Origin of the sequence: Micromonospora sp. LOL_024 (assembly GCF_048060415.1) — a bacterium.
Lineage (GTDB): Bacteria > Actinomycetota > Actinomycetes > Mycobacteriales > Micromonosporaceae > Micromonospora.
This window is the reverse complement of the sequence record NZ_JBHMIS010000020.1, coordinates 1-15,602: the sequence shown is the minus strand read 5'-3', so window position 1 is coordinate 15,602 and position 15,602 is coordinate 1. Positions and strand designations below refer to the sequence as shown.

General features: G+C 71.8%; 15 protein-coding genes and 1 pseudogene. 12 read left to right on the top strand and 4 right to left on the bottom strand.

Annotation, left to right across the window (positions count from 1 at the left end; all coding sequences use genetic code 11):
- The first annotated feature begins 131 nt into the window (after positions 1-131).
- Complete coding sequence (locus tag ACFHWY_RS19440) at positions 132-1,502, top strand: hypothetical protein (protein ID WP_416581710.1); 1,371 nt, start codon at positions 132-134, stop codon at positions 1,500-1,502.
- 219 nt (positions 1,503-1,721) lie between these two features.
- Positions 1,722-2,597: a SigB/SigF/SigG family RNA polymerase sigma factor gene (locus ACFHWY_RS19435; protein ID WP_416581638.1), complete on the top strand. Its 876-nt coding sequence runs from the start codon at positions 1,722-1,724 to the stop codon at positions 2,595-2,597.
- A 57-nt stretch (positions 2,598-2,654) separates the two neighbouring features.
- Here ACFHWY_RS19435 and ctaD read toward each other — a convergent pair whose 3' ends face one another.
- The 3 genes from ctaD to ACFHWY_RS19420 form a co-directional block, all read right to left on the bottom strand.
- Complete coding sequence (gene ctaD / locus ACFHWY_RS19430) at positions 2,655-4,655, bottom strand: cytochrome c oxidase subunit I (RefSeq protein ID WP_416581637.1); 2,001 nt, start codon at positions 4,653-4,655, stop codon at positions 2,655-2,657.
- 86 nt (positions 4,656-4,741) lie between these two features.
- On the bottom strand, positions 4,742-5,470 hold the full coding sequence (locus ACFHWY_RS19425) for an ATP-binding protein (protein ID WP_416581636.1): 729 nt from the start codon (positions 5,468-5,470) through the stop codon (positions 4,742-4,744).
- A 202-nt stretch (positions 5,471-5,672) separates the two neighbouring features.
- Entirely contained in the window at positions 5,673-6,656 is a 984-nt protein-coding gene (locus tag ACFHWY_RS19420) for a glucosyl-3-phosphoglycerate synthase (RefSeq protein ID WP_416581709.1), read from the bottom strand.
- Between the two features lie 330 nt (positions 6,657-6,986).
- On the opposite strand from ACFHWY_RS19420, the gene secA2 reads away from it, so the two are divergent.
- From secA2 to ACFHWY_RS19400, 4 genes and pseudogenes are all read left to right on the top strand, one after another.
- Positions 6,987-9,275: an accessory Sec system translocase SecA2 gene (secA2, locus tag ACFHWY_RS19415; protein ID WP_416581635.1), complete on the top strand. Its 2,289-nt coding sequence runs from the start codon at positions 6,987-6,989 to the stop codon at positions 9,273-9,275.
- Positions 9,276-9,467: 192 nt separating this feature from the next.
- Complete coding sequence (locus ACFHWY_RS19410) at positions 9,468-10,208, top strand: GAF and ANTAR domain-containing protein (RefSeq protein WP_416581634.1); 741 nt, start codon at positions 9,468-9,470, stop codon at positions 10,206-10,208.
- Between the two features lie 80 nt (positions 10,209-10,288).
- The gene (locus ACFHWY_RS19405; RefSeq protein WP_416581633.1) at positions 10,289-10,774 is read left to right on the top strand and encodes a DUF2231 domain-containing protein; all 486 of its coding nucleotides are present in this window, start codon (positions 10,289-10,291) and stop codon (positions 10,772-10,774) included.
- Positions 10,775-10,882: 108 nt separating this feature from the next.
- Positions 10,883-11,661: pseudogene (locus ACFHWY_RS19400) on the top strand (class I SAM-dependent methyltransferase).
- A gap of 7 nt (positions 11,662-11,668) precedes the next feature.
- On the opposite strand, the gene ACFHWY_RS19395 reads toward ACFHWY_RS19400, so the two are convergent.
- On the bottom strand, positions 11,669-12,061 hold the full coding sequence (locus ACFHWY_RS19395) for an ankyrin repeat domain-containing protein (protein WP_416581632.1): 393 nt from the start codon (positions 12,059-12,061) through the stop codon (positions 11,669-11,671).
- Between the two features lie 453 nt (positions 12,062-12,514).
- Here ACFHWY_RS19395 and ACFHWY_RS19390 point away from each other — a divergent pair, with 453 nt between their 5' ends.
- The 6 genes from ACFHWY_RS19390 to ACFHWY_RS19365 form a co-directional block, all read left to right on the top strand.
- Complete coding sequence (locus ACFHWY_RS19390) at positions 12,515-13,123, top strand: winged helix-turn-helix domain-containing protein (RefSeq protein WP_416581631.1); 609 nt, start codon at positions 12,515-12,517, stop codon at positions 13,121-13,123.
- Positions 13,124-13,201: 78 nt separating this feature from the next.
- Positions 13,202-13,897, top strand: a complete 696-nt coding sequence (locus tag ACFHWY_RS19385) for a uridine kinase (protein ID WP_416581630.1) — start codon at positions 13,202-13,204, stop codon at positions 13,895-13,897.
- Positions 13,898-14,017: 120 nt separating this feature from the next.
- The gene (locus ACFHWY_RS19380) at positions 14,018-14,416 is read left to right on the top strand and encodes a TraR/DksA family transcriptional regulator (protein ID WP_416581629.1); all 399 of its coding nucleotides are present in this window, start codon (positions 14,018-14,020) and stop codon (positions 14,414-14,416) included.
- 126 nt (positions 14,417-14,542) lie between these two features.
- Positions 14,543-14,737, top strand: a complete 195-nt coding sequence (locus ACFHWY_RS19375; protein ID WP_416581628.1) for a hypothetical protein — start codon at positions 14,543-14,545, stop codon at positions 14,735-14,737.
- Positions 14,730-15,158: a DUF2267 domain-containing protein gene (locus ACFHWY_RS19370; RefSeq protein ID WP_416581627.1), complete on the top strand. Its 429-nt coding sequence runs from the start codon at positions 14,730-14,732 to the stop codon at positions 15,156-15,158. The genes ACFHWY_RS19375 and ACFHWY_RS19370 overlap by 8 nt, the downstream gene beginning before the upstream one ends.
- Before the next feature lie 233 nt (positions 15,159-15,391).
- Positions 15,392-15,602, top strand: a 211-nt coding sequence (locus tag ACFHWY_RS19365) for a hypothetical protein (protein WP_416581626.1), incomplete at its 3' end; no start/stop codon positions are given.

The following is a 15,602-nucleotide window of genomic DNA, read 5'->3' as shown; positions in this document are numbered from 1 at the left end:
ATGCCGTTCGGTGGAGGGATGCCCGGTTTAAGCCGCATCGAGGCGGGAAGCCGGGCCTCGTGGTGAGCGAACGAGGCAAGGTCGGGCCGGTGCGCAAGGTGCGCCCGGGGCTCACGGCGGCCGGCGCAGGGATGGCAGGCGACCGGGTCGTGGCGCCCGGCAGCACCGCCCGGATCCTGCTCGCGGCCACCGCCCGCGCGCTGCGCGGCGTCGACTGCGCCGACCTGGGGCAGGCCGGGCCGGTGTCCCGCTTCGCCGGTACGCCCGATCCGGTCCGCCGGGCCGCCGCGATCCGCACCGCCGGCCGGATCGCGCTGACCGCCGGGCAGACGGCGGAGGTGGACGCGGCCCGCGTCGCCCAGTGGTTCGTCGACCAGTACCCGCGCCGCCGGTACCCGGGTGTGCTGCTCGGTTCGCCGCACGGCGGCGCCGCGCACCTCGCGGTGGCGCTCGGGATGCCGTGGCTGCCCGCCGGCTTCGAGATGACCGCACACTGGCCGCAGGGCGCGGTGGACCGCCCCCGGGCCGCCATGGACCACGGTGCCGCGATGGCCGGCCGGATCCTCGCCGGCAACCCCGACCTGCATCTGCGTCAGGTGCACTGCCCGGCCAGCCGGGGCGCGATGGCCGGCGCGACCGTGGCGCTGGCTGGCCGTTGGCGGACGATGCCGGCCGCGTACCGCAGGTTCCTGACCGAGCGGCTGGCCCCCGGTACGCCGGTGCTGGTGCTGGAGGACACGCGGACCTGGCCGGTGTTGGACGCCGCCGACGGGCACAGCTTCCAGGTGGGCTCACCGGCCAGTGGCCTGGACCCGGTGGACTTTCACCCCGACAGCCACGTACTGCGTCAGGTGCTGCGTTCGGCCGGTGGTGACAGCGCGCACTGGGTGCCACCGGAGATCTCCGCTTCGCCCGGTGCCGCCGAGCAGGGTGTGGAGTCCGCTTTCGAACGCGGAGTGCGGCAATGGGCCGCCCGACGTGGTCATCCACTGCACCGGATCCTGTTCCCCACGCCGGAGGTGCTCAGCGCGGCCACCGCCGACCTGTACCGCAGGTGGTTGCGGGCCGCCGGCAAGACCGGTGACCGGTTGGTGGTCGAATGCGGCCGGCTGCTCGATCCGTGGCAGGTGATCCGGGCTGGCCTGGTGCCGTACTGGTGCGAGAACTCCGCCCGGCGCAGCGTCGAGCAGGTGGAGTGGTGGCTGGCCGGCAGCGAGTCGTTCAGCTCGGTCGACGTGTTGCCGGAGCCGCCGGGGGTGCGCTCGCCGGCGCTTGCCGGGTTGCCCCAGTGGCTGGCGGTCGCGGGGTTCGGCCGGCGGCGTCGGGCCCTGGACCGCACCTCGGCCCGGGGCTACCCGGTCACCTCGGTACCCACCCGCCGGGCCACCGAGGTGCTCCGCGCCCAGCCGTACGACCTGCCCAGCCCGGCGCCGCTGGCGGTGGCCGACGCTCTCGCCGCGCTGCGCGAGGACGGCACCCGGCACGGCCTGCTGATCTGTTGAGACCGGGCTGACGAAACTTCCTCGCGAACCCGCGGTCCCGTGATTGAGTACCTACGGAGCGGGAACACCGCCGGCTGCGACAGGCTGATCACCTAGCGCGGTGCGGCGCCGTCGCCCGCTGGCATCCCAGTCATGTAACCCACTTACAGGCCCGTGCGTGCCTACGCGCGTGCCCGGTGTCGGCGAATCCGGGCGGGGTCCTTCCTGAGGGAGGCGCGGATGTTCGGACAGACCACCACGACCACACCACCACCCACCGATCGGGGCCTGGAGGACCTGGACGCGGCGGCCCTGGCGTACGCCGCACGGATCGCGGGCCTGCCGGTGGAACGTCGGCAGGAGGCGCGCGAGGACCTGGTTCGCTTCGCGCTCCCGTTCGCCGGCCGGCTGGCCCGCCGTTACCGGGGGCGCGGGGAGCCGTTGGAGGATCTGGAGCAGGTGGCCCGTCTGGGACTGGTGAACGCCGTCGACCGGTACGACCCGGAACGGGGCTCGTTCACCGCGTATGCGGCGATCACCATCGTGGGTGAGATCAAGCGGCACTTCCGGGACCGCACCTGGGGCGTTCACGTGCCCCGCCGGCTGCGTGACCTGATCCTTGAGGTGGGGCAGGCGACGGCGGCGCTGACAAGTGAGCTGTCCCGGGCACCGACGGTCGCCGAGTTGTCGAAGCGACTGGACACGCCGCAGGAGGAGATTCTCGCCGCGTTGGAGTCGGCCGCCGGCTACAGTCCGGCCTCGCTCAACGCGCCGGTCGGTGGGGAGAGTTCGGCGGAGTTCGGCGACCTGGTCGGCGAGTCGGACTTCGCCCTGGAGTCGGTCGACGACCGGGTGACGGTGAGCGGCCTGCTGCACCGGCTGCCCTGGAGGGAGCGGCGAATCCTGGCCATGCGGTTCTACGGCAACCAGACCCAGGCCGAGATCGCGGCCCGCTTCGGCATCTCCCAGATGCACGTGTCGCGGCTGTTGTCGCGGGCGCTGACCTGGCTGCGCCAGGCGATGCTGGCCGACGCCCCGCCGCCGTGGCAGAACGGTCCGGCCGAATCGGAGTCGACGACGAAGGAGAGCCGGACGGTGGGGTCGCCCGTGCGGTAGACGCCGGGCGACTGAGCGGGCGGCACCAGATCGGTGCCGCCCGCCGTGCGCCGCTGGTCAGTCGTCGATGGAGTCGCGGTGCCCGCGGGGGTGCCGCCACCGCTCGCCGGCCCCAGGCGGGTCCTTTCCGGGCGGGTCGTTCTCCGGCGCGTCGGTCTCCTCGAAGCTGGGTCGGCGGATCTGCTCCGGCTCCGGCACCTCCACCGGCCGGGCGCCGGACTGCGGCGCGGGGTGGTACGCCACCGCCTCCCGCGCCCCGTGCGCGCCCTCGGCGGCGGGCGACTCGGGTGGGTGCTGCTCACGGCGCAGTTCCTCGTGGAACTCCTGTGGCGCCTTGACGGTCCGTTGTGGAAGGTCGCGGCCGAGGTCGGCGACGAGTTCGCCGTACTTGGCGTCGAAGGCCGGGCGTTCGGAGCGGATCCGGGGCATCCGGTCGAAGTTGCGCAGCGGTGGCGGGCAGGTCGTGGCCCACTCCAGCGAGTTGCCGAAACCCCAGGGGTCGTCGACGGTCACCTGTGCCCCGTACCGCCAGGACTTCCAGGCGTTCCAGATGAAGAAGAGGGTGGACGCGCCGAGCACGAACGAGAAGATGCTGGAAATCATGTTCAGCGTGGTGAACCCGTCGGTGGGCAGGTAGTCGACGTACCGCCGGGGCATGCCCTCGCTGCCCAGCCAGTGGTGCACCAGGAAGGTGCCGTGGAAGCCGATGAACATGGTCCAGAAGTGCAGCTTGCCGAGCCGCTCGTCGAGCAGCCGCCCGGTCATCTTCGGCCACCAGAAGTAGAAGCCGCCGAAGAGGGCGAAGACGACGGTGCCGAAGACCACGTAGTGGAAGTGGGCCACCACGAAGTAGCTGTCGTGGGTGTGCCAGTCGGCCGGCGGGCTGGCCAGCAGCACGCCGGTGAGCCCACCGAGCAGGAAGGTGACCAGGAAGCCGACGGCGAACAGCATCGGCGTCTCGAAGGTCAGTTGCCCCTTCCACAGGGTGCCGATCCAGTTGAAGAACTTGACCCCGGTGGGTACGGCGATCAGGTAGCTGAGGATGCTGAAGAAGGGCAGCAGGACCTGGCCGGTGGCGAACATGTGGTGCGCCCAGACGGCCATCGACAGCACGGTGATCGCGATGGTGGCCAGCACCAGGCCGGTGTAGCCGAAGATCGGTTTGCGGGAGAAGACCGGGATGATCTCGGTGATGATGCCGAAGAACGGCAGCGCGATGATGTAGACCTCGGGGTGGCCGAAGAACCAGAACAGATGCTGCCAGAGCATCGGTCCGCCGGTGTCGGGGTTGAACACCTGCGCGTCGAGCAGCCGGTCGGCGCTCAGCGCCAGCAGCGCGGCGGCCAGCAGCGGGAAGACCAGGATCACCAGCACGCTGGTGAACAGCATGTTCCAGGTGAAGATGGGCATCCGGAACATGGTCAGGCCCGGGGCACGCAGGGTCAGGATCGTGGTGATCAGGTTGACCGCGCCGAGGATGGTGCCCAGACCGGAGACGACGAGGCCGATCACCCACATGTTCGCGCCGATGCCGGGGGAGTGCTCCACGGTGCTCAGCGGCGTGTACGCGGTCCAGCCGAAGTCGGCCGAGCCCTGCGGGGTGAGGAAGCCGCCGACGACCATCAGGCCGCCGAACAGGTAGAGCCAGTAGGCCAGGGCGTTCAGCCGGGGGAACGACACGTCCGGGGCGCCGATCTGGATCGGCACGATGTAGTTGGCGAAGCCGAACGCCGCCGGGGTGGCGAACAGCAGCAGCATCACCGCGCCGTGCGACGTGAACAGCTGGTTGTACTGCTCCGGTGAGACCAGTTGCAGGCCGGGCCGGGCCAGCTCGGCGCGCATCAACATCGCCTCGATCCCGCCCAGCACGAAGAAGCCGAACGAGGTCAGCAGGTAGAGCAGGCCGATCTGCTTGTGGTCGGTGGTGGCCAGGAACCTGACCAGCGAGGCGCCGGGGACCGGCTTGCGCAGCGGCCCGGGATAGCCGCCGAACCGGGCCGGGGCGAGAATCGCCGGTCCTCGGTCCTGTCCAGGGTCGGTGGTCACCCGCTTGGGCATGCGCTCTCACTTTGCTGACGACAGAAAGGACGGGCGTGGCTACCCGCACCGTCAACCATGTAACCAGGCGAGAGGGGTAATTTCGGTCAATTCGCCGGTAGTGTTGCCCAGACGGCCTTTCCGTCGCCGGCCGGCACACTGCCCCAGCGGTCGGCCAGCTCGCGTACCAGCAGCAACCCGCGGCCGCCCTCGTCCCGCTGCCCGGCCTGGCTCGGCTCCGCCGCCGCGCAGCTGCCGTCGACCACTGTCAGGTACAGCCACGGCCGCCGCAGGGTCACCGTGACCTGCATCGGGGTGCCGGCGTGCCGGACCACGTTGCCAACCAGCTCGCTGAGAACGACCGAGGCTGGTCCGACCGCCTCGGGCAGGTTCCACCGCTTGCAGGCGTCGGCGACCAGTTCGCGGGCCCGCCGGCAGGCCGTGGCCGCCGGCTCCAGGCGGATCCGCAGCCGGGGCGCGGCGGACGCGCCCGCGAACCGGGTCGCCTCCGCGCAGGTCTCGCGCACCGGCACCACCCGGCAGGCGGTCGACGCGGCCAGTTGGGCGGCGGCCTGCGGGTGCGGCGCGCAGAGCACCATCGGCACCACCGGCCAGTCGGTGGCGCGGCGTGCCGCGGCCACGAAGACCGACAGCGCCAACTCGTCCCGGACGGCCAGCGCGGCCAGGTCCACCACCAGTGAGTCGGGCTGGCGGTCCAGGCAGCGCTCCAACACGTCGTACACCTGGCGCATGGTGGTCATGTCGAGGGTGCCGGCCAGGTGCACGACGGTGACAGGCGACCCGTCGTAAACGCGGCAGGTGATCCGGCTGCCCATCGCCACCTCATCTCGCCAGCTCGCAGAGCCTGCCTGGTACCCGGCCCGGTACCCGCCGAAACGCACAGTGACGACGCCGACCCTCAGACCGCCCTCGACCTGGACGTGGTGCCGAGGTGCCGTGACTGCTCGTGCAGGGCTAGGTGGTGAACGCATCCCGCCGTAGCCCCTCGACGGTCCGGTGGCTGATCCGCACCGGCCGTCAGGCTGCGGCGACCCGGCGGCGGGGCACCCGGTCGCGCAGCTGCGCCAGTGGTGGTCGCTCCTCTATCGCAACGTCGCTGACCACGATCTCCCGATCCAGGTTCGGCAGCGCCTCGGAGCCGCCCCGCCGGAACTGGGTCAGCAGCGAGGTGGGCAGCACGTCCGGGTTCGCCCAGCCCCGCTGCTGCAACCGGGACCAGGCGGTGAGCATGATCTGGGCGGACATCCGGCCCAGCGCGGCGGTGTCCTGGTGCCGGTGCTTGCGCTCACCCAGATCCACCTGCGCCAGCGCGTCCAGCCCGACGAGTTCGAGCAGGTCGATCAGCATGGCGGTCTCCACGCCGTAGCCGGAGACGAACGGCACCCGCGCCAGCACGTCACGGCGACCGGCGTACTCACCGGCCAGCGGCTGCACGAAACCGGCCAGTTCCGGCCAGAACAGGTTCAGCATCGGCCGTGCCATCAGCTCCGTCACCCGGCCACCACCGTCGGCCTCCACGCCGCTCGCGTTGACCAACGGGCGGTGGTAGAAGCCCTTGACGAAGTCGACCGACGGGTCGGTGAGCAGCGGACCGAGCAGCCCGGTGACGAAGTGGGGCCGGAACTCCCGCAGGTCGGCGTCGACGAACGCGACCACGTCGCCCTCCGCCGCGGCCAGTCCGGCCCAGAGCGCGTCGCCCTTGCCGGTCAGCCGGGGCAGGCCACGGGTCATGGCGTCCTGGCTGACCACCTCCGCGCCGGCGGCCCGGGCCACCGCCGCGGTGCGGTCGGTGGACCGCGAGTCGACCACGATCAGCTCGTCGACCAGCGACACCCGGTCCATCAGGTGCTCGCGGATGGTCGACACGATCGCGCCGACGGTCGCCTCCTCGTCGCGTGCCGGCAGCACCACGCTGACCCGGCTGTCTCCCTTGGCGTCCAGCAACCGCCGCGTCGGCCAGTCGGCCGCCGAGGTGGTCCGGTAGGTGGCCCAGGCCTCCACCACTGGCGAGACCAGAGATTCGTCGTTGCGCACAGACACCCCCTCGTCGGCGGGAAGACCGGAAGAAGATTTCCCAGCCCCCCGCACGCTAACCGGATCCGTCCTCCCAGCTTGATCACCGCCGTGCTCCGGTCACGTTCCCGGGTGATGAAGGTTTGATTGCGGCCGAGCGGCCACCCTGCCTCCGCGATCTTGCACTGCTGGCCACCGCCAGGTGTCGACCATCACTTCTGTCCGGGCGGAAAGTCCATGTGCGCGTAGAATTGGGCACGTCGAAACGTGGCTGGGTGGGACGTTCAAGATCGGTCCGGTCGCGTACCGTTGCCGTCCATGGGTGTGTCGCAACGGATGAAGACCAGACTCCGCCGGTTCCTCCAGCGCCCGGGGACCACGGTTGACCTGGCCCCGCTGGAGAAGCTGCTACCGGCAATCGACGCGCGCGAGGAGGAGTTCTCGGCGTTCGACGACGCCGAGCTCACCGAGGCGGCGGCCGGGGCGTCGAGCTACGAGGAGATCTGCGCGCTCGGCCGCGAGGCCGCCCGCCGCGGCATCGACCAGCGGCCATACGACGTCCAGCTGCTCGGCGCGATGTCGCTGCTCTCCGGCAAGGTCGCCGAGATGGCCACCGGTGAGGGCAAGACGCTCACCGCGGTGATCGCCGCGTACGGGCACGTCCGGCTCGGCAACGGGCCGGTGCACGTGCTCACCGTCAACGACTATCTGGCGCGTCGCGACGCCCGGTGGATGGAGCCGATCTACACCCTGCTCGGGCTCACCGTAGGCTGGGTCAACGAGGCGTCCACGCCGATCGAGCGGCGTGCCGCGTACACCTGCGACGTGACCTACGTCTCGGTCAGCGAGGCCGGCTTCGACTTCCTGCGCGACCAGCTGGTCACCGACGTCGAGGACCGGGTGCAGCGCCCCCTGCGGACCGCCATCGTCGACGAGGCCGACTCGATCCTGATCGACGAGGCCCGGGTGCCGATGGTGCTCGCCGGCTCGGTGCCGGGCGAACAGGACCCGGTGCACGCCGCCGCCGCGCTGGTGCGCGGCCTGCGCAAGGGCCGGCACTACACGGTCGCCGACGACGGCCGCAGCGTGGCGTTCACCTCGGCCGGCCTGGCCGCCGTCGAGGCCAAGCTCGGCATCGACCTGTACGACGAGGAGAACGTCGAGCAGCTCTCGGCGGTGAACGTGGCGCTGCACGCGCACGCCCTGCTGCACCGGGACGTGGACTACATCGTCCGGGACGGCTCGGTCGAGCTGATCGACGAGATGCGCGGCCGGGTCGCCCAGCGCCGCCGCTGGCCCGACGGGCTGCAAGCGGCGGTCGAGGCGAAGGAGGGTCTGGACGCCACCGCCGAGGGTGAGGTGCTCGGCACCATCGCCGTGCAGGCGTACATCGGTCTCTATCCGAAGTTGTGCGGCATGACCGCCACGGCGGTGCTCGTCGGCGATCAGCTGCGTGAGTTCTTCGGCCTGGAGGTCGCGGTGATCCCGCCGAACACCCCGTGCGTGCGGGTGGACGAGCCGGACCGCATCTACGCCACCCGCGCGGAGAAGGAGGAGGCGCTGATCGACGAGATCAGGCGCTGCCACGCCGACGGGCGGCCGGTGCTGGTCGGCACGCTGGACGTCAAGGAGTCCGAGCAGCTGGCGGCCGGGCTCAACGCCGCCGGGGTGGCGTGCGTGGTGCTCAACGCCAAGAACGACGACGAGGAGGCGGCGATCATCGCCGAGGCCGGCGCCCACGGCGCGGTGACCGTCTCCACCCAGATGGCCGGCCGGGGCGTCGACATCCGCCTCGGTGGCAGCGACCAGGCCGACCGGGAGCAGGTGGCCGAGCTGGGTGGCCTTTACGTGATCGGCGGCGGTCGGCACGACAGCCGCCGCGTCGACGACCAGTTGCGCGGCCGGGCCGGCCGGCAGGGCGACCCGGGCGGGTCGGTCTTCTTCGTCAGCCTGGAGGACGACCTCGTGGTCCGGCACGCCGGCGACGCCGTGCCGCCGTCGCCCCGGATGAACGCCGACGGTCTGGTCACCGACGAGCAGGTCGACTTCGCCGTCGAGCACGCCCAGCGGGTCGCGGAGGGCGTCAACCACGAGATCCACCGCAACACCTGGCGCTACAGCGTGGTGACCGAACAGCAGCGCAAGGCGCTCGCCGAACGCCGGGAGCGGCTGCTGACCAGTGACGTGGCCGCGCTGATGCTGCTCGACAAGATGCCCGAGAAGGCCGGCGACATGGACGAGGACCTGCTGGCCCGGGCGGGCCGGTCGATCGCGCTCTACCACCTCGACCGGCTGTGGGCGTCGCACCTGGCCGAGCTGTCGGAGGTCCGTGAGGGCGTGCACCTGCGGGCGCTGGGGCGGCTCGATCCGCTCGACGAGTTCCACCGGGCCGCGGTGCCGGCGTTCACCGACCTGGTCCCGGAGATCGAGGCGCGGACCCTGGCGACCTTCACGGAGACCGAGTTCGACGAGGACTGGGAGCCGGACGAGGCCGAGCTGGTCCGGCCGAGCGCCACCTGGACGTACCTGGTGCACGACAACCCGTTCGGTTCCGAGCTGGACCGGCTGATCGCCTCTGTCGGGCGGCGCCTCAGCGGCGGCAGTTGAGCCGGGCGGCCCCCGTGCCGGCGGCACCTGTACCCTGGGAGGGGCCCAATTTGCACCGTTTCGACCGTTGCCGGGATGGGTAGTAGGCCGGGTCTGTGATGTCGGGAGTTCTGTGCTGTCGAGGGCAGCGGCCCAGCCGAGGAGGAGACAGGTGACGACGCTGGCCGGGCGTGCGTGGGTTGGAGGCCAGCGGTGAACCTGGAGACCAGCCCACCGCAGGTGGAGAGTCTAGGCGTACTGGAGACGGCGGCCCTGCTGCGTGAGTTGACCGCCGGCCTGATCGCCGTCGACGACTTCGACGAGGCGCTGGCCGCGTTGGTGCGGATCACCCGCGACGCTCTCGTCGGGGTGAGCTGGTGCGGATTCACCGCCCTGCGGGCCGGCGAGCCCGCCGGGGTGGCCGCCTCCGACCTTCGTCTCGGCGGTCTGGACGACCTGCGGTACGGCCAGGACACCCCGGCGATGGAGGCGATTCGGCGCCGGGAGATGGTGGGCGCGGAGTGCCTGGCCGGCGAGGCACGCTGGCCGGACTGGACACCCCGGGCCGGCCAGTTGGGAGTACGCGGAGTGATCTCCGCGCCGGTCGACATCGACGACCAGGTGATCGGCGCCGTGAACCTCTACGCCGGCGAATCCGACGTGCTGACCCCCGGCCACCAGTTGACCGCGATGCTGCTGGCCGAACACGCCGGCCTGCTGCTGGCGGCGGTACGCGACCGGGAGAGACGCGCCGCGCTGACCGGTGCGCAGGACGCGGCGCTGCTCGGCGACGGTGTGATCGGCCAGGCCGTCGGTGTCATCATGACCCAGCGCGGCTGTCCGCCCTCCGACGCTCTCGACGTGCTGCGCAGCGCGGCGTCGTCGCTGTCGATCCCGCTTCGCGAGGTGGCAGAACGGTTGGTCAGCACGGTCTCCCGGCCCCGGGACAACTGACGCGGCCGGCTCGTTTCGCCCGGGTGGCGCCCGGGTAGCACCCTGGACTGGTGGGCTGAACCGATCCCAGGGGGACCACGATGCAGAGCCGGCTACGGGTGCAGGGCCAAGCGATCCAACCCATGCTCGTGACGTTCCCGTTCGGACTCTTCGTCTGCGCCGTCATCTTCGACCTCGCCGACGTGGCCGGCGGCCCGGTCCTGCTGGGCGAGGTCGGCTATTGGACGGCGGTGGCCGCCCTGGTGGCGGCGGCGTTGACCGCGGTCGCCGGAATGGTCGACCTGTGGGACGTGCCGCCGGACACTACCCGCCGTACCGCGATCACCTTCAACCTCGTCAACGCCGGCATGGCCGGGCTGTTCCTGCTCTCCTGCCTGATCCGGGCCGACGCGCCGCACCGCGGCGCGACCGCTGCGCTGCTGGCCACCGAACTGCTCGCGCTGGCTGTCGGCGGGGTGGGCGTACGGCTCGGCGCGCGGCTGATCCGCCACTTCGACACGGGCCGCGTCGAGGCCACCCACCGCCCTCCACCGGCGCGCCTGACGCAAGGAGGGGCCCCCTTCTAACGCTAGGAAGGTCCCCTTCTTGACGCGCCACCTGGGCTGGCGTGGGCGGTGGGCATTCGCGTCGGGCGGGCACGGCGCGGTGGCACGGCGAAACACGTTGCCGAGGCGATGCCGACTCGGCACACTGCCCCGGTGGTACAGGACGCTATCTTCGAGGCGCTGGTCGCCGACGGTGCGGCGGCGCCGGTGACGGGCTGGCGTTCGACTGGCTCGGTGGGCGGGCCACCGAGGAGCGCCCGCCCTGGGGGTACGCCCGTCTGGTGGCGGCGCGGATGGCCACCGTCGCCGCGGCGCTGGACATCGACACCGGCGGGGGAGAGGTCCTCGGCGAGGTGCCCGACCCGCCCCGCTTGCTGGCCGCGACCGAGGCGTGGCCGCCGAACGTGCCGGTGGCCCGGAGCAACCTGCGTCCGCTCGGGGCGAGCGTGGTGGCGGTGACCGCCGACGCGCCACTGCCGTTCCGCGACGCCACCTTCGACCTGGTGGTCAGCCGGCATCCGGTGCGAACCGACTGGCCGGAGGTGGCCCGGGTGCTGCGTCCGGGCGGCACGTTCCTGTCCCAGCAGATCGGCCCGGGGACGGTACGCGAACTGAGCGAGGCGATCCTCGGTCCGTTGCCGCCGCCGGCGCTTCGGCATCCGGAGCAGGCGGTGGCCGCCGCCCGGAGGGCTGGCCTGGCCGTGGTGGAGCTGCGTGAGGCGACGCTGCGGACCGTGTTCCACGACATCGGTGCGGTGGTGTGGTTCCTGCGTAAGGTGGTGTGGACGGTGCCCGGCTTCACCGTGGCCGCGCACCGGCCGGCGCTGGCCCGCCTGCACGAGCGCATCCGGGCCGACGGCCCCTTCGTGGCGCATGCCCGGCGGTTCCTCATCGAGGCTGTGCGGTAGGCGACGTTCAGGAGGGGCGCAGCAGGGCGAGCATCTCCGGCAGGTCGAAGAACTCCGCGGTCTCGACCGCGGAGGGGCTGCCGCCGTGGGGGTCTGCGCCTGCGTCGAGCAGCGCGCGTACCGCCTCGGAGTTCTTGCGGAACACCGCCGCGGCCAGCGCGGTCTGTCCCCGGTCGTTGGCGCGCGAGTGGTCGGCCCCACGGGACAGCAGCGCGACGACGGTGTCCGGATGGGCGTGGTACGCCGCCAGGATCAGCAGGCTGTCGCCCTTCTCGTTGGTCAGGTTGACCGGCAGCCCCGCGTCGACGTACCCGGCCAGTTCCGCGCCCGCGCCGTCGCGCGCCAGGTCGAACATCCGGTGCGCGAACTCCAGGGTCTCGGGGTCGAGTTCATCGCTCACCGGTACAGGCTAGTCGCCGTCGGGCTGCCGCTCGCGGCCGGCCGGACGATCTCGTCGTCCCAGCATCCAGGACAACTGGTCAGGCCTGTGAGCCTTTCCCTCTACGGTGGCTCGTCGGGTGCCTTTCTGGTCATCTCGGGCCCCTGCCCTCGGCGGTCCGTCCGCGTGACGGCGTGGGTCGGGGAGCGTGATCAGCCGATGTCGGGCCGGGTGCGGGCACGCCCGGCGAGTAAACGCGAGACGCGACGGTGACCCCCGTATCAGGTCATCTCTCCGACTCTGCTTGAATCATCTTGCCTCGTACGCAGAGCGAGCGGTCGCCTCCGATGTGTCGGTCAATTGTCACATTCATGCAACGCGGTCGCCTCTTGACCCTCGCACGGGCGCCGGGAAGCATCGATGAGGCGGCGTCCCGCGGCCGTGGGGGAAAACCCGGACCAGCCAAGGAGGACCATGTCGGTCAGCCCCGCTTCGTCGCGCGCCGGATGGCATACGTCCCAACCCGTGGTCCCCGGCCGGCCTCCAGGCGGCCAGCGCCGCCCCACCAACACCGCCGCTGCGGTGCTCACGGTCACCCTGTCCATCCCGCTGGCCTGTGAGGAGTCGCTGACGCCGGCCGCGCGACGGTTGCTGGAGGCGGCCCGGGAGATGCTGGAGCGGGGCGAGGGCACCATCACCGCCGGCCCGGTCGTGCCGGAGCGGCGCACCGAGACCGTCCCGACTGGGCGTACGCCGTCGCGTCAGCTCACCCCGACGATCCCCGCCCTGCAGATTCTGGCCTCGTCCCGGTCGGTGCTTCGCGACAGTGAGCCGCTGCCACTGACCCGGCTGGAGTTCGACCTGCTGCTGCACCTGGTGGCGAACCCCCGGCGGGTCTTCACCCGGCTCCAACTACTCAACGCCGTCTGGGGCTACGAGCACGCCGGCGTACGTACGGTGGACGTGCACGTCCGACGGCTGCGCGGCAAGGTCGGCGTAGACGTCCCACTGGTCACCACCGTCTACGGGGTCGGCTACCGGTTGGCCGACGACGCCCGGGTGACTCTCGACCAGGTCGGCTGACCGCCTGCCGGGCGCTGCCGCCGCACGGCGATGGCCGGTCCCGAGTGATGTCCCGCGGTGACCGGGCACCATGGTCGGATGCGCGTGCGTCCCATTTCACCACAGCTCCTCGTCGCCGAGCTGACCGAGCGTCTGGCCGCCATCGGGCCGGCCGGTCGCCCGGCTGCCGGAGGGCGACGTGACGCGGCCGGCCAGGGGGCAACCGCCGGACGGCTGCGGGTCGCGGTGGACGGGGCGCCCGCCGCCCGTCCCGACCAACTGGCCGCCGCCCTGGTCGACCCGCTGCGCGCCCTCGGCCGACCGGCGCTGCACGTACGGGCCGAGGACTTCCTCCGGCCCGCCTCAGTGCGCCTGGAGCGGGGGCGCACCAACCCGGACGCGTACTACGAGGGCTGGGTCGACGAGGCCGGTCTGCGCCGCGAGGTGTTGGATCCGGCAGGGCCGGGCGGGTCCGGCCGCCTGCTGAGGTCGCTCTGGGACGTCCAGGCCGACCGGGCCAGCCGGGCCGGGTACGTCGACCTGCCACCAGTCGGGTTGGTACTGGTCAGCGGCCCGTTTCTGCTCGGCGGCGGGTTGCCGTTCGATGTCGTCGTACACCTGGAGATGTCGGCCGCCGCCCTCGGTCGGCGCACCGAACCCGACCTGGCGTGGACGCTGCCGGCGTTCGACCGGTACGCCGCCGAGGTCGTCCCGGCGGGCTTCGCCGACGTGGTGGTGCGGGTCGACGATCCGCGTCACCCGGCGCTCGTCGAAAGCCTGGACGAGGCGGTTTGACCTCCGGACGACCTGGGTACTCGCGGGGCTCACAGCGCCCCGGTGCGATCACCTGGGCGGAATGTCGCGGTGGGACACACCCCGCCCGACGACTCAGCAGCCCAGGAAAGGCAGGCAGCGATGCTCGTCCACGACACGGTCGGCACCGGCCGATCCCAGGCGGAGACCGACCAGATCAGGGTCTCCCTGCAGGCCCGGCACGAGGAGCTGACCGCGGAGTACGAGCAGGCGGTGCAGCAGAGCCAGGTGCTGAGGCTGGTGGAGGTCGGCGACACCGCCGGTGACGACCAGGCCGACAGCGGCACCAAGACCGCCGAGCGGGACACCGCGCAGTCGCTGCTGCGCACCATCCTGGACCGCCGCGCCCAGTACGAGCACGCCCTGGCCCGGCTCGCGGATGGCACGTACGGATTCTGCGAGGGCTGCACCGCACCCATCCCGGTGGAACGCCTGGAGATCTTCCCGTCGGCCACCACCTGCGTGACCTGCAAGCAGACCCGCGAACGCCGGGCAAGTTGAGCGGCAGCGGTTGCCGGCCGGTCCGGGACGCGGTGGACGTCATCCATGGGTGAGATCAGCGTGGGCACCGCCTCCCCGGGATCTGTCGACCGTGCCGGGGACCCGACACCACGGAGGTGGTTGGCGATGACGGATCGGTTGGTACCGCACTGGCGCCAGCACGCGGTGCTGCACGTCGTCGGGGTGTCCGGGGCGGCCCGGCGGGTAAGCCGTGCCGGGCAGGCCAGTCCGATCCGGTCCCGGCGCGAACCGCCGGGTCCGCCGCGACGGCACGACGACCGACGGTGGGAGACCGACGCACGGGGGTGGACACATGGCTGATCAGGTGCAGTCCGCGATTGAATCCTCGATGGACAAGACCAACCTGATCCTGAAGGACATCGAGCAGGCGTACGGGTGGCCGAAGGCGCAGCGCAACCAGTCGTACGCGGCCCTGCGTACAGTGCTGCACCTGCTGCGCGACCGGATGCCGGTTCAGGAGAGCGTGGAGTTCTCCGCCCAGCTGCCGATGGTGGTGCGGGGCATCTACTTCGAGGGCTGGCAGCCGCAGGACGTGCCCATCAAACTGAACCGCGACGACTTCCTCTACGAGGTCCGCCAGGGCTTCCCGTACGACGTGGCGGGCGGGCCGGAACGGATCGTGCGGGTGGTGCTGGACGTCCTGCGCCGGCACATCACCCAGGGCGAGTGGGACGACGTGAAGACCACCATGCCCGCCGACCTCGCCCGGATCATGCCCTGACGGCCCGCCGTGGTGCGGGCCGGGGGGAGAGAGAGTCCGCGCCCCAGGTGGCCCGGCATCCATCCGGCCATCGGCCGGGAGCGGACGCCGGTGCGGTGAACCGGTCATGCCCGGACGTCAGGGCGTTTACGGTGGAACGAGGTGTGGTTAGAGAAGTTCGAGCGCGGGGTACCACCCGCGGCACGACGCACCCCACCAACGGCGGCGGGGGCGGGTCCATCCGAGGGAGCACGATGCCACTCAACGACGACGACATGCAGACCGCCAGCGGCGGCGGTGCCGAGGGTCCGGCCGACGGTGGGGCCTCTGCGGGCCAGCAGGACGGTGGTGCCGACGGCGGTGCCGAGGGTCCGGCCGACGGCGGCGCGACCCCAGGTCAGCACGACGGTGGTGCCGACGGCGGTGCCGAGGGTCCGGCCGACGGCGGCGCGACCCCAGGTCAGC

What these genes read in the sequence shown, in the direction of transcription:
- ACFHWY_RS19440 (WP_416581710.1), top strand. Translation starts at nt 132, where the DNA reads ATGGCAGGCGACCGGGTCGTGGCGCCCGGCAGCACCGCCCGGATCCTG.
- ACFHWY_RS19435 (WP_416581638.1), top strand. Translation starts at nt 1,722, where the DNA reads ATGTTCGGACAGACCACCACGACCACACCACCACCCACCGATCGGGGC.
- ctaD (WP_416581637.1), bottom strand. Translation starts at nt 4,655, where the DNA reads ATGCCCAAGCGGGTGACCACCGACCCTGGACAGGACCGAGGACCGGCG.
- ACFHWY_RS19425 (WP_416581636.1), bottom strand. Translation starts at nt 5,470, where the DNA reads ATGGGCAGCCGGATCACCTGCCGCGTTTACGACGGGTCGCCTGTCACC.
- secA2 (WP_416581635.1), top strand. Translation starts at nt 6,987, where the DNA reads ATGGGTGTGTCGCAACGGATGAAGACCAGACTCCGCCGGTTCCTCCAG.
- ACFHWY_RS19405 (WP_416581633.1), top strand. Translation starts at nt 10,289, where the DNA reads ATGCAGAGCCGGCTACGGGTGCAGGGCCAAGCGATCCAACCCATGCTC.
- ACFHWY_RS19390 (WP_416581631.1), top strand. Translation starts at nt 12,515, where the DNA reads ATGTCGGTCAGCCCCGCTTCGTCGCGCGCCGGATGGCATACGTCCCAA.
- ACFHWY_RS19385 (WP_416581630.1), top strand. Translation starts at nt 13,202, where the DNA reads ATGCGCGTGCGTCCCATTTCACCACAGCTCCTCGTCGCCGAGCTGACC.
- ACFHWY_RS19380 (WP_416581629.1), top strand. Translation starts at nt 14,018, where the DNA reads ATGCTCGTCCACGACACGGTCGGCACCGGCCGATCCCAGGCGGAGACC.
- ACFHWY_RS19375 (WP_416581628.1), top strand. Translation starts at nt 14,543, where the DNA reads ATGACGGATCGGTTGGTACCGCACTGGCGCCAGCACGCGGTGCTGCAC.
- ACFHWY_RS19370 (WP_416581627.1), top strand. Translation starts at nt 14,730, where the DNA reads ATGGCTGATCAGGTGCAGTCCGCGATTGAATCCTCGATGGACAAGACC.